Origin of the sequence: Streptomyces sp. NPDC127092, assembly GCF_042722475.1 — a bacterium.
In the GTDB taxonomy this organism is placed as follows: domain Bacteria; phylum Actinomycetota; class Actinomycetes; order Streptomycetales; family Streptomycetaceae; genus Streptomyces.
In genome coordinates this window covers 85,530-97,474 of sequence record NZ_JBHXFE010000010.1, presented here as the reverse complement: position 1 = coordinate 97,474, position 11,945 = coordinate 85,530, and the positions used below count along the sequence as shown (strand labels likewise).

Annotated in this window: 12 protein-coding genes; 5 read left to right on the top strand and 7 right to left on the bottom strand. The window is 71.8% G+C overall.

Annotation, left to right across the window (positions count from 1 at the left end; all coding sequences use genetic code 11):
- Positions 1-131: 131 nt before the first annotated feature.
- The 4 genes from ACFWJO_RS11165 to ACFWJO_RS11150 all read right to left on the bottom strand — a co-directional run bounded on the left by ACFWJO_RS11165 (position 132) and on the right by ACFWJO_RS11150 (position 2,617).
- On the bottom strand, positions 132-527 hold the full coding sequence (locus ACFWJO_RS11165) for a YidH family protein (RefSeq protein ID WP_384416195.1): 396 nt from the start codon (positions 525-527) through the stop codon (positions 132-134).
- Positions 528-536: 9 nt separating this feature from the next.
- Complete coding sequence (locus tag ACFWJO_RS11160) at positions 537-1,052, bottom strand: NUDIX hydrolase (protein WP_386864426.1); 516 nt, start codon at positions 1,050-1,052, stop codon at positions 537-539.
- 33 nt (positions 1,053-1,085) lie between these two features.
- Positions 1,086-1,850 (bottom strand): glucose 1-dehydrogenase, encoded by a 765-nt coding sequence (locus tag ACFWJO_RS11155; protein ID WP_386864519.1) that lies wholly within the window; start codon positions 1,848-1,850, stop codon positions 1,086-1,088.
- Between the two features lie 137 nt (positions 1,851-1,987).
- Positions 1,988-2,617, bottom strand: a complete 630-nt coding sequence (locus tag ACFWJO_RS11150) for a TetR/AcrR family transcriptional regulator (RefSeq protein ID WP_386864425.1) — start codon at positions 2,615-2,617, stop codon at positions 1,988-1,990.
- A gap of 94 nt (positions 2,618-2,711) precedes the next feature.
- Between ACFWJO_RS11150 and ACFWJO_RS11145 the strand changes: the two genes are divergently transcribed.
- The gene (locus tag ACFWJO_RS11145) at positions 2,712-4,379 is read left to right on the top strand and encodes an FAD-binding dehydrogenase (RefSeq protein WP_386864424.1); all 1,668 of its coding nucleotides are present in this window, start codon (positions 2,712-2,714) and stop codon (positions 4,377-4,379) included.
- A gap of 189 nt (positions 4,380-4,568) precedes the next feature.
- Here ACFWJO_RS11145 and ACFWJO_RS11140 read toward each other — a convergent pair whose 3' ends face one another.
- On the bottom strand, positions 4,569-5,966 hold the full coding sequence (locus ACFWJO_RS11140) for a gluconate:H+ symporter (RefSeq protein ID WP_386864423.1): 1,398 nt from the start codon (positions 5,964-5,966) through the stop codon (positions 4,569-4,571).
- A gap of 123 nt (positions 5,967-6,089) precedes the next feature.
- Positions 6,090-6,626: a gluconokinase gene (locus tag ACFWJO_RS11135; RefSeq protein ID WP_386864422.1), complete on the bottom strand. Its 537-nt coding sequence runs from the start codon at positions 6,624-6,626 to the stop codon at positions 6,090-6,092.
- A gap of 147 nt (positions 6,627-6,773) precedes the next feature.
- Here ACFWJO_RS11135 and ACFWJO_RS11130 point away from each other — a divergent pair, with 147 nt between their 5' ends.
- The 4 genes from ACFWJO_RS11130 (at position 6,774) to ACFWJO_RS11115 (ending at position 11,002) form a co-directional block, all read left to right on the top strand.
- Positions 6,774-7,475, top strand: coding sequence for a FadR/GntR family transcriptional regulator (locus ACFWJO_RS11130; protein ID WP_386864421.1), 702 nt, complete (start codon positions 6,774-6,776; stop codon positions 7,473-7,475).
- Positions 7,476-7,676: 201 nt separating this feature from the next.
- Entirely contained in the window at positions 7,677-9,152 is a 1,476-nt protein-coding gene (locus ACFWJO_RS11125) for an amino acid permease (protein WP_386864420.1), read from the top strand.
- 135 nt (positions 9,153-9,287) lie between these two features.
- Entirely contained in the window at positions 9,288-10,373 is a 1,086-nt protein-coding gene (locus tag ACFWJO_RS11120; protein ID WP_386864419.1) for an S-(hydroxymethyl)mycothiol dehydrogenase, read from the top strand.
- Complete coding sequence (locus tag ACFWJO_RS11115; RefSeq protein WP_386864418.1) at positions 10,373-11,002, top strand: MBL fold metallo-hydrolase; 630 nt, start codon at positions 10,373-10,375, stop codon at positions 11,000-11,002. The genes ACFWJO_RS11120 and ACFWJO_RS11115 overlap by 1 nt, the downstream gene beginning before the upstream one ends.
- On the opposite strand, the gene ACFWJO_RS11110 is transcribed toward ACFWJO_RS11115, so the two are convergent.
- Positions 10,986-11,915 carry an RluA family pseudouridine synthase gene (locus ACFWJO_RS11110; protein ID WP_386864417.1) on the bottom strand — a complete coding sequence of 310 codons (930 nt, stop codon included), beginning with the start codon at positions 11,913-11,915 and terminating at the stop codon, positions 10,986-10,988. The two genes, ACFWJO_RS11115 and ACFWJO_RS11110, sit on opposite strands and share 17 nt — an antisense overlap.
- Positions 11,916-11,945 lie beyond the last annotated feature (30 nt).

Here is an 11,945-nt window from a genome sequence, read left to right as displayed (position 1 = left end):
GTTCTCTGTTTTCCCGAAGACCACACCAACCCCTTTGGAGGAGGGGTGGGGGCCCCCCCAGCCAGCCTGGTTCCCCTCCTCCGCCCCCCTGGGTCCCCGTCCCCCCCCCTGTTCCCCGCCCCCGGCCGCGGTCACCGCCCGGCCCAGCCGAAGACGACGACCACCACCATCGCCAGCGCGACCACCGCCACCGCCAGGCTCAGGACCGTCGGGAAGCGGGACACGGGCAGGTCCTCGCCGCGCCGCATGGCCCGCTCGCAGCGCACCCAGTGGTTCACGGCGCGCAGCGCGCACAGCACACCGGCCGCGAGCAGCGCGAGGGCGAGCCCCACGCGGACGCCCCAGCGCAGGTCGGGCAGGAACTGGTCCACGGCGAAACCGCCGCCGATCAGAGCGAGCGCGGTACGGATCCAGGCCAGGAAGGTCCGCTCGTTGGCCAGGGAGAAGCGGTAGTCGGGGGTCTCGCCCTCCTCCCGCAGGCGCCGCGGCGCGAACCACAGCCGCAGGCTCTGTACGAAGTCGCTCACGCGGGCACCCTAACCGCCCCGGTGCGCGAGCAGCCGCTCGTACGCGGCGAGCCCGTCCGGCACCCACTCCCACTCCGCGAGCCGCGCCGCCAGCTCGTCCTCCGGCAGGAACGCGTGCCAGGCCACCTCCTCGGCCTGCGGGTTCACCGGCAGCTCGCACCGGACCTCGTACACGGCCGACCACCACTTGCCGGCGACGCCCCCGGAGTCGTACAGGAACTTCAGGACGGGCCGGGGCCGGGGCAGCCCGGACACGCCCAGCTCCTCCTCGGCCTCGCGCAGCGCCGCGTCGTCGTAGGACTCGCCCGCGCCCACCACCCCGCCGACGAACATGTCGTACAGGGACGGGAAGACCAGCTTCGTCGGCGTCCTGCGGTGCACGAAGATCCGCCCCTCGGCGTCCCGTACCTGGATGAAGGCGCAGCGGTGGATCAGGCCCCGCGCGTACACCTCGCCGCGCGGGGCCCGCCCCACCACCTGGTCGTTCTCGTCGACGACGTCGAGTACTTCGTCAGAGGCGCTCATGCGCCCATGAAATCACCGGGCGGGCCGCCGTCGTCACTGCCCCATGACGTACTTCACCGTCGGGCCGGTCGTCCAGCCGCCGTCCACCGCCAGCTCCGCGCCCGTGACGTACGAGGCGGCGTCCGAGAGCAGGAAGACCACGGCGCCCGCGATCTCGTGCGCCTCGCCGACCCGGCCCATGGGGGTGTTGGGGTACCTGCCCTCGCCCTTCTCGATGCCGACGGAGGCCGTCATCGGGGTGTATGTCATGCCCGGGTGGACCGAGTTCACGCGGATCCGGGAGGTGCCGAGCTCCACCGCGCCGATCTTCGTCAGACCGCGCACGCCCCACTTGGAGGCGCCGTAGCCGGCGGTCAGCGCGAGGCCCATCAGGCCGGCGGCGGACGAGATGTTGACGATGGAGCCGCCGCCCGCCTCCTTCATGGCCGGAATAGCGGCCTTCATGCCGATGAACACGCCGGTCAGGTTGATGTCGAGGACCCTGCGGAAGTGCTCGACCGACTCGGTCTCCAGGAACGCGCCCGTGGGTATGCCGGCGTTGTTCACCAGGCCGTGCAGCCCGCCGAACTCCTCGACGGCGTACGCGACGGCCGCCGCCCACTCCTCCTCCGAGGTCACGTCGTGGTGGCGGAAGCGCGCCCGCTCGCCCAGCTCGGCGGCGGTGGCCCTGCCCTCCTCGTCGAGCACGTCGGTGATCACGACCGAGGCGCCGGCGGCCACGGCATGCCGGGCGGCCTCGGCGCCCAGGCCGCGGGCGCCGCCGGTGATGAGCACGGTCTTGCCGGTGAGGTCGTTCATGGCGGGGTGGTTCGTGCCGGAGTCGTTCGCGGCGGGGGCGTTCGTGGCGGAGTCGGTCATGGCGGAGTCGGTCATGGCGGGGTCGGTCATGGGGAGGAGGGTCCCTTCGGGGTGGTCCCGGCTGTGCGTCGGGGCGGTCAGAGGTTCCGGGGCCGTGCGGCCCGGAGGAGCGCGGTGGTCGTCTCGACCAGGTCGGCGAGGAAGAGCGGCTCGTCGGTCAGCGGCTCGGCGCCGTCCAGGTACTGCCGGGCCCGGTCCGCCATGGCGGCGCCCACGACGGTCAGCGCCAGGTCCAGCCGCTCCAGGCGCAGCGGCTCGGGCAGCCCGTCGGCGGCGAGCCGGGCCTCGATCCGCTCGATGAGCCGCCAGTAGCAGGTGCCGGCCAGCGTGGGGTGCGGCGTGCGGGTGCGGACGCCGCTCTCGTGGCTCAGCTGCGCGGAGATGCGCAGGCACCGCCGGCCGCGGTCGGTGCGCAGCTCGCTCGCCTCCGCCGTGACGAGCGCCGCGACCAGGGCGTGGGTGTCGTCGGCGGCGGCGTCGAGGAGCGGGGCGAGCACCTGCTCGGTGCGGAGCTGGCGGCCGGCCATGACGGCGTCGAGCAGCCCGGCACGGGAGCCGAAGTGGTACTGCACGGCGGAAGGGTTGCCCTGGCCGGCGAGCGCCACGACGTCCCGCAGCTGGGCGCCGTCGACGCCCTGCGCGGCGAAGACCTCCTCGGCCGCGCGGATCAGCTTCTCCCGGGTCTCGGGCCCTGACGTCCTTGCCATGCCCTCATATTAATGCTCGACATTAGAAAACGGGAGGGCTCGCGGAGGGCCGGAACCGTTGACTGGATACATCGGTGTATCCAAGATGCGGTCCATGCCATCTCATGAGTCGTACGACGCCGACGTGATCGTCATCGGGGCCGGTCTCGCCGGTCTCGTCGCCACCGCCGAACTGGTCGACGCGGGCCGGTCCGTCATCCTGCTCGACCAGGAGCCCGAGCAGTCCCTGGGCGGTCAGGCCCACTGGTCCTTCGGCGGGCTCTTCCTCGTCGACTCGCCCGAGCAGCGCCGGATGCGCATCCGCGACAGCCGCGACCTGGCCCTCCAGGACTGGCTCGGCACGGCCGGTTTCGACCGCCCGGAGGACGACTGGGCGCGGCGCTGGGCGGAGGCGTACGTCGACTTCGCCGCCGGCGAGAAGCGTTCCTGGCTGCACGGCCTGGGCGTGCGCTTCTTCCCGGTGGTCGGCTGGGCCGAGCGCGGCGGCTACGACGCCAACGGCCACGGCAACTCCGTACCGCGCTTCCACATCACCTGGGGCACCGGCCCCGGACTCGTCGAGCCGTTCGAGCGGCGGGTGCGCGAGGGCGTCGCCCGCGGCCTGGTCCGTTTCCGCTTCCGCCACCGCGTGACCGGTCTCGGCTCCACCGCCGGGGCCGTGGACACCGTGACGGGCGAGGTCCTGGCCCCCTCCGGCGTCCCGCGCGGCACGGCCAGCAGCCGCGAGGTCACGGACACGTTCTCCTTCCGCGCCCAGGCGGTGATCGTCACCTCCGGCGGCATCGGCGGCAACCACGACCTCGTACGGAAGCAGTGGCCGGAACGCCTCGGCACCCCGCCCGACCGCATGCTCTCCGGCGTGCCCGCCCATGTCGACGGACTGATGCTCGGCATCGCCGAGGACGCCGGCGCCCACCACGTCAACCGCGACCGGATGTGGCACTACACCGAGGGCATCGAGAACTGGAACCCGATCTGGGCCCGCCACGGCATCCGCATCCTGCCGGGCCCGTCGTCCCTCTGGCTCGACGCCACCGGCAGGCGGCTGCCCGTACCGCTCTTCCCCGGCTTCGACACCCTCGGGACCCTCGAACACATCATGCGGACCGGGTACGACCACACCTGGTTCGTGCTCGACCAGAAGATCATCGGCAAGGAGTTCGCGCTCTCCGGCTCCGAGCAGAACCCGGACCTCACCGGCAGGTCGGTCCGCGACGTCCTCGTCCGCGCCCGCGCCGACGTGCCGGGGCCGGTCAGGGCCTTCATGGACAAGGGCGTCGACTTCGTCGTCGAACGCGACCTCGGGGCCCTGGTCCGCGGCATGAACCGGATCACCGGAGAGGACCTGATCGACGAGACGGCGCTGCGCCGCGAGATCACCGCCCGCGACCGCGAGATCGCCAACCCCTTCACCAAGGACCTCCAGGTCACGGCGATCCGCGGGGCCCGCCGCTACCTCGGCGACAAGCTGATCCGTACGGCCGCCCCGCACCGCATCCTCGATCCGAAGGCCGGCCCGCTGATCGCCGTACGCCTCGGCATCCTCACCCGCAAGTCCCTCGGCGGCCTCCGGACCGACCTCTCCTCCCGCGTCCTCACCGCCTCCGGCGACCCGCTGCCCGGCGTGTACGCGGCGGGCGAGGCGGCCGGCTTCGGCGGCGGCGGCGTCCACGGCTACCGCTCCCTCGAAGGCACCTTCCTCGGCGGCTGCCTCTTCTCGGGACGCGCGGCGGGACGAGCGGCGGCGGACGCGGTCGGCTGAGCGCCCGGTCGGCTGAGCGGCCGGCCGGCCGACCGGGCGGGCCGGCAGGCCGACGGGAACGCGGGAGACCCCGGAGCGCGCGGGAGCGCTCCGGGGCCTCGTGCTTCCGGACCGGGACTACGTCACCGGCCACATCACCGGCCACATCACCGGCCACATCACCGGCCACCTCACCGGCCGGATCAGCGGCTACATCACCAACGACAGCAGCAGCACGAACACGATGCCGACCACCGAGATGATCGTCTCCATCACCGACCAGGTCTTGATCGTCTGGCCGACGTTCATCCCGAAGTACTCCTTCACCAGCCAGAAACCGGCGTCGTTGACGTGGCTGAAGAAGAGCGAGCCGGCGCCGATCGCCAGGACCAGGAGCGAGACCTCACCGGTCGACATGCCCTCCGCGAGCGGGGCCACCAGGCCCGCCGCCGAGATCGTCGCCACGGTCGCCGAGCCGGTGGCGAGCCGGATCGCGACCGCGATCAGCCAGGCGAGCAGCAGGGCCGGGATGGACCAGTCCTTCGAGAAGTCCAGGATCATCTGGCCGACGCCGATGTCGATCAGGGTCTGCTTGAAGCCGCCGCCCGCGCCGACGATCAGCAGGATGCCCGCGATCGGGGCGAGCGACTTCTCGACGGTGGAGGACAGGCGCTCCTTGGAGAAGCCGGCCGCGCGGCCCAGGGTGAACATGCCGACTATGACGGCGGCGAGCAGTGCGATCAGCGGCGATCCGATGACGTCGGTGACCTTCTGCAGGCCGTTGTCGGGGTCGTCCACGACGATGTCGACGAGGGCCTTCACCAGCATCAGGACGACCGGCAGCAGCACGGTGGCGACGGTGGCGCCGAAGCCGGGGCGCTTCTCCAGGTCCTCGGAGGGGCGGACCGGGATCATCTTCTCGGGGGCCGGGATGTCCACCCAGCGGGCGGCGAACCGCGAGAACACCGGACCGGCGATGATCACGGTCGGGATGGCGACGACCAGGCCGAGGGCGAGGGTGACGCCCAGGTTGGCGCCGACCGCGTCGATCGCGACGAGCGGGCCGGGGTGCGGCGGGATGAGGCCGTGCATCACGGACAGACCGGCGAGGGCGGGGACGCCGATCCGCATCAGCGAGTAGTTGCCGCGCTTGGCGACCAGCAGCACCACCGGGATCAGCAGCACGATGCCGACCTCGAAGAAGAGCGGCAGGCCGATCACGGACGCGATGAGCACCATCGCCCAGGGCATGGCCCGCCCGGACGCCTTCGCCAGGATCGTGTCGACGATCTGGTCCGCGCCGCCCGAGTCGGCGAGCAGCTTGCCGAGGATCGCGCCGAGCGCGATGAGCACGCCGACACCGGCCACGGTGCTGCCGAGCCCGGTGGTGAAGGACTTGATGGTGTCCGCGAGCGGGGCGCCCGCGAACGCGCCGAGCGCCAGCGACCCGATGGTCAGGGCGAGGAAGGCGTGCAGCTTGAACCTGGTGATGAGCAGGACGATGACGGCGATGCCGGCGAGTACGGCGATCCCGAGCTGGGCGTTGCCCGCCGAGGTGATCGGTTCGGCGGCGTCCGCTGCCAGGGTCTCGACGCTGAGACTGGTCACGGTGGGTCCCTTGGGGTGAGGGGGCAGGGGAAGGGGGGCGGCAAGAGAACGGGGGAGAGCGGGGAAGACGAGGGAGAGCGGGGACGGGGTAGAGCTGGGGAGGGAACGGGGGAGAGCCGGGGCTCAGGCCGTGAGCCTGCGCAGCGCGGCCACGGCCCGGGCGGTGATCTCCTCGGGCGTGCCCGAGACGTCGACGGCGACGCCGGCCTCGTCCTTCTCCAGGGGCTGGAGGGTGGCGAACTGGGAGTCGAGGAGCGCCGTGGGCATGAAGTGGCCCTTGCGGGCGGCCATGCGCCGCTCGATCAGCTCCCGGTCGCCGGTCAGATGCAGGAAGACGACGCCGGGCGCGGCCGCGCGCAGCCGGTCCCGGTAGCCGCGCTTCAGCGCCGAGCTGCTCACCACGCCGCCGAGCCCCGCCCGCCCGTGCGCCCACTCCCCGATGGCGTCGAGCCAGGGCCCGCGGTCGTTGTCGTCCAGCGGGATGCCGGCCGACATCTTGGCCACGTTGGCCGCCGGGTGGAAGTCGTCGCCCTCCGCGTACGGAAGGCCCAGCGCCTCGGCCACCAGCGGACCGATCGTGGTCTTGCCGGTGCCGGCGACGCCCATCACGACGACGACCGGCGGACGGCCGTCGGCGGAGGGCCGGGGGGTGGTGCTCATGGGTGGTGCCTCGCTGTCTTCTTCGACATCGATCCGTCGCGCTCATGAAACCCATTGGGTACGACGTATTCAAGACCCTGTGACAAATAAGTCGTACTTTTTCTTCCCGACGTGATCATTCGTGTGATCACGCATAGGCTGGCCACCATGACGACACCGGGCCAGGGGCTCCATCCGCACGTCCTGACCTCCCTGGGCCTCGCGATCACCGCGGGGGAGTACCCGCCCGGCAGCGTGCTGCGCACCGACGAGCTGGCCGAGCGCTTCGAGGTCTCCCGCACCGTGGTGCGCGAGGTCGTCCGCGTCCTCGAGTCCATGCACCTCGTCGAGTCCCGCCGCCGGGTCGGCGTGATCGTGCTCCCCACCGAGCGCTGGAACGTGTACGACCCGCAGGTCATCCGCTGGCGTCTGGCCGGCGCCGACCGGCCCCGCCAGCTGCGCTCGCTCACCGTGCTGCGCTCCGCCGTCGAGCCGGTCGCGGCCGGCCTCGCCGCCCTGAACGCCACGCCCGAGCAGTGCCGCGAGCTCACCGAGCAGGCCCTCGGCATGGTCGCCACCTCGCGCGGGCGACAGCTGGAGGCGTACCTCGTCCACGACGTCGCCTTCCACCGGGTCGTCCTCAACGCCTCCGGCAACGAGATGTTCGCCCGGCTCGGCGACGTGGTCGCCGAGGTGCTCACCGGCCGCACCCGCCACCAGGTGATGTTCGAGGACCCCGACCCGGCCGCCGTCACCCTGCACGTCCAGGTCGCCGAAGCCGTACGGGAGAAGGACGCGGCCCGGGCCGAGCGGCTGACCCGCGAGATCGCGGTGGGAGCCCTCAAGGAGCTGGACGTCCTCGCGCCGTAGCCCGTGTACCGCACGTGCTGTAACACGCCGTACACCCGCAAGTAACCTCTGAACTAGCTCAAATAAGGGCGTTCAGTGACATCCGCCACAGTCAGCAACCGGGTGTTGCCGTGAGGATGTGCGCTGGCCGTGCCGGGAAGCCTCACAAGGGCACGGCCGGGTACCGCACAGACCCTCCCCCTCACGAAGGCGAACAACTCCATGAGTGACCGCATCACTGCGGCCGACCCGCTGTCCGCCACTCCGGCGGCCTCCGGAGCCGCGCCCTCGTCGACGACCCCCCACGTCGACGCCGGTGACGCCGGATACCGCAAGGACCTCAAGTCCCGGCACATCAACATGATCGCCATCGGCGGCGCCATCGGCACCGGCCTGTTCCTCGGCGCCGGCGGCCGCATGGCCAACGCCGGTCCCTCCCTCTTCATCGCGTACGCGGTGTGCGGCGTCTTCGCCTTCTTCGTGGTCCGGGCCCTCGGTGAGCTCGTGCTCTACCGCCCCTCCTCCGGCGCCTTCGTCTCGTACGCCCGTGAGTTCATGGGCGAGAAGGGCGCCTACACGGCCGGCTGGCTCTACTTCCTCAACTGGTCGACCACCGCCGTCGCCGACATCACCGCCGCGGCCACCTACGCGCACTTCTGGTCGATGTTCAGCGACATCCCGCAGTGGATCCTCGCGCTGATCGCCCTCGCGGTCGTCCTCGCCGCCAACCTCATCTCCGTGAAGTACTTCGGCGAGATGGAGTTCTGGTTCGCGATCATCAAGGTCGCCGCCCTGGTCGCCTTCATGGTGGTCGGCATCTTCCTCGTCGTCACCTCGCACGACGTCGGCGGCCACACGCCGGGCCTCGCCAACATCACCGACAACGGCGGCATCTTCCCCAACGGCATGATGCCGATGCTGCTGCTGATCCAGGGCGTCGTCTTCGCCTACGCCTCCGTCGAGCTGTGCGGCGTCGCCGCCGGCGAGACCGAGAACCCCGAGAAGATCATGCCGAAGGCGATCAACTCGATCATGTGGCGCGTGGGCCTCTTCTACGTCGGCTCCGTCGTGCTGCTCGCGCTGATCCTCCCGTACACCGCGTACTCCGGCGACCAGAGCCCCTTCGTCACCGTCTTCGACAAGCTCGGCATCCCCGGCGCCGCCGGCGTGATGAACCTGGTCGTGCTCACCGCCGCCCTCTCCAGCCTCAACTCGGGCCTCTACTCCACCGGCCGCATCCTGCGCTCGATGTCGCTGGCGGGCTCCGCGCCCAAGTTCACCGGCGTGATGAACAAGGGCGGCGTGCCCTACGGCGGCATCCTGCTCACCGCGGGCTTCGGCGTCGCCGGCGTCATCCTCAACGCCCGGATGCCCGAGGAGGCCTTCGAGCTGGTCCTGAACTTCGCCTCGATCGGCATCATCGGCACCTGGGCGATGATCATGGTCTGCTCGCTGCTCTTCGTCCGCCGCGCCAAGGAGGGCAAGCTCGCCCGCCCGAGCTACCAGCTGCCCTGGGCCCCGTACACCCAGATCGTCACGCTGGGCTTCCTCGCCGCCGTCCTGGTCCTGATGTGGATGGACGGCGGAGTGGGCCGCACCACCGTCAACTGCCTGCCGCTGATCGCGGCCGCGCTGGTCGGCGGCTGGTTCCTGGTCCGCGGCCGGGTCCGCGCGACCCAGGCCGAGCGCCAGGACTGACCCGGGCGACCCCCGGCCGGCCTCCCCCCACGGGAAGAGCGAGACCCCCGCAGGCACGATCCGCGGGGGTCTCGCGTTTTGTCAGGAGATAGTGGTACGCAAGATCCTTACAGTGTCGGAGAAGGGAAGTTCGCGATGCCGCAGCAGGTCCAGGGGGTCGTGGCCCCCGGCAGGAACGAGCCCGTACGGGTCGAGACGATCGTGATCCCGGACCCCGGCCCCGGCGAGGCCGTCGTGCAGATCCAGGCCTGCGGGGTCTGCCACACCGACCTCCACTACAAGCAGGGCGGAATCAACGACGAGTTCCCCTTCCTGCTCGGCCACGAGGCCGCGGGCGTCGTCGAGTCGGTCGGCGACGGCGTCACCGACGTCGCGCCGGGCGACTTCGTCGTCCTCAACTGGCGCGCGGTCTGCGGCCAGTGCCGCGCCTGTCTGCGCGGCCGCCCCTGGTACTGCTTCGACACCCACAACGCGAAGCAGAGGATGACCCTTCTCGACGGCACGGAGCTCTCCCCGGCCCTCGGCATCGGCGCCTTCGCCGAGAAGACCCTCGTCGCCGCGGGCCAGTGCACCAAGGTCGACCCGGCCGTCGCGCCCGAGGTCGCCGGACTCCTCGGCTGCGGCGTCATGGCCGGCATCGGCGCCGCGATCAACACCGGCGGCGTCGGCCGCGGCGACAGCGTCGCCGTCATCGGCTGCGGCGGCGTCGGCGACGCCGCGATCGTCGGCTCCCGGCTCGCCGGAGCCGCGAAGATCATCGCCGTCGACATCGACGACCGGAAGCTGTCCAAGGCCACGGAGATGGGCGCCACCCACACCGTCAACTCCCGCACCACCGACCCCGTCGAGGCCGTCCGCGAGCTCACCGGCGGCTTCGGCGCCGACGTCGTCATCGAGGCCGTCGGCCGCCCCGAGACCTACCGGCAGGCCTTCTACGCCCGCGACCTGGCCGGCACCGTCGTCCTCGTCGGCGTCCCGACCCCCGAGATGAAGCTCGAACTCCCGCTCCTCGACGTCTTCGGCCGCGGCGGCGCGCTCAAGTCCTCCTGGTACGGCGACTGCCTGCCCTCCCGCGACTTCCCGATGCTCATCGACCTGCACCAGCAGGGCCGCATCGACCTCGGCGCCTTCGTCACCGAGACCATCGGACTCGGAGACGTCGAGAAGGCCTTCGCCCGCATGCACGAAGGCGACGTGCTGCGCTCGGTGGTGGTCCTCTGATGGCCGCCCGCATCGACCACCTGGTCACCTCCGGCACCTTCAGCCTCGACGGCGGCACCTGGGAGGTCGACAACAACGTCTGGATCGTCGGCGACGACACCGAGGCGATCGTGATCGACGCCGCCCACGACGCCGACGCGATCCTCGCCGCGCTCGACGGCCGCACCCTGCGCGCCATCGTCTGCACCCACGCCCACGACGACCACATCGACGCGGCCCCGGCCCTCGCCGCCGCCACCGGCGCCCGGATCCTGCTGCACCCCGCCGACCAGCCGCTGTGGAAGCTCACCCACCCTGACCACACCCCGGACGGCGACCTCGCCGACGGCCGGGTCCTCACCATCGCCGGCACGGACCTCCGGGTCCTCCACACCCCCGGCCACGCGCCCGGCGCCGTCTGCCTCCACGCCCCCGACCTGGGCACCGTCTTCACCGGCGACACCCTCTTCCAGGGCGGCCCCGGAGCGACCGGCCGGTCCTACTCCGACTTCCCGACGATCATCGACTCGATCCGCGAGAAGCTCCTCACCCTCCCGCCGGAGACGGTGGTCCGCACCGGCCACGGCGCCACCACCACGATCGGCGCCGAGGCCCCGCACCTTCAGGAGTGGATCAGCCGAGGCCACTGAGCGGGCGCCGGCTCGTGAACGTCCTCCGCTCGCCCGTGAACGGGTCGGTGAACACCAGCGACCGCGCGACCAGCTGCAACGGCCGCGCGAAGTCCTCCGGCCCGTCCTCGCGGACCACCGGATAGACCGGGTCGTGGAGGATCGGGAGCCTGAGCGCGTTCATGTGCACCCGCAGCTGATGGGTCCGCCCGGTCACCGGCACCAGCCGGTACCGGGCGAAACCGCCGCCGTGGGCGAGCAGCTCGATCCGGCTCTCCGCGTTCGGATCGCCCGGAACCTCCCGGGCGGCCATCACCCCGCGCTCCTTCTCGATACGGCTGCGCACCGTCACCGGAAGCTCCCGCCGCGGGTCGTACGGTGCCACCGCCTCGTACGCCTTGTGCACGAGCCGGTCCCGGAACAGCGTCTGGTAGGCCCCGCGGTCCTCCGGCCGTACGACGAAGAGCACGAGCCCGGCCGTCAGCCGGTCCAGCCGGTGGGCCGGCTGCAGCGTCGGCAGCCCCAGGTCCCGCCGCAGGCGAGCGACCGCCGTCTCCGTCACGTGCCGCCCGCGCGGCATCGTCGCCAGGAAGTGCGGCTTGTCCGCCACCACGATCCGCTCGTCCCGGTACAGCACCTCGATCTCGAAGGGCACCCGCTGCTCGGCCGGAAAGTCCCGGTGGAACCAGAGGTATCGTCCGCCGGCGTACGGCTCGTCCCAGCCGACGGCCGTCCCGTCCGCCCCGACGAACCGGCCCGTCCGCACCATCTCCTCGACCCGGTCCGTGCCGACGGCCCCGCCGTACCGCCCGACCAGGTAGTCCCGCACGGTCGCCGTGCCCGGCTCCAGCTCCTCGGGCAGCCGCACGCGCACCGGATCGATCCCGTCCCGCTGCGGAAGCGGCGCCGTCGGTGCCTTCGTTCTGCGTCGCACGCCCGTCCTGCCGCCGTAGAGCCGTAAAGC

Excerpts from the sequence above, each read along its gene's own strand:
- ACFWJO_RS11160 (WP_386864426.1), bottom strand. The coding sequence starts at position 1,052 with ATGAGCGCCTCTGACGAAGTACTCGACGTCGTCGACGAGAACGACCAG.
- ACFWJO_RS11125 (WP_386864420.1), top strand. The coding sequence starts at position 7,677 with ATGAGTGACCGCATCACTGCGGCCGACCCGCTGTCCGCCACTCCGGCG.
- ACFWJO_RS11150 (WP_386864425.1), bottom strand. The coding sequence starts at position 2,617 with ATGGCAAGGACGTCAGGGCCCGAGACCCGGGAGAAGCTGATCCGCGCG.
- ACFWJO_RS11120 (WP_386864419.1), top strand. The coding sequence starts at position 9,288 with ATGCCGCAGCAGGTCCAGGGGGTCGTGGCCCCCGGCAGGAACGAGCCC.
- ACFWJO_RS11130 (WP_386864421.1), top strand. The coding sequence starts at position 6,774 with ATGACGACACCGGGCCAGGGGCTCCATCCGCACGTCCTGACCTCCCTG.
- ACFWJO_RS11155 (WP_386864519.1), bottom strand. The coding sequence starts at position 1,850 with ATGAACGACCTCACCGGCAAGACCGTGCTCATCACCGGCGGCGCCCGC.
- ACFWJO_RS11145 (WP_386864424.1), top strand. The coding sequence starts at position 2,712 with ATGCCATCTCATGAGTCGTACGACGCCGACGTGATCGTCATCGGGGCC.
- ACFWJO_RS11115 (WP_386864418.1), top strand. The coding sequence starts at position 10,373 with ATGGCCGCCCGCATCGACCACCTGGTCACCTCCGGCACCTTCAGCCTC.
- ACFWJO_RS11135 (WP_386864422.1), bottom strand. The coding sequence starts at position 6,626 with ATGAGCACCACCCCCCGGCCCTCCGCCGACGGCCGTCCGCCGGTCGTC.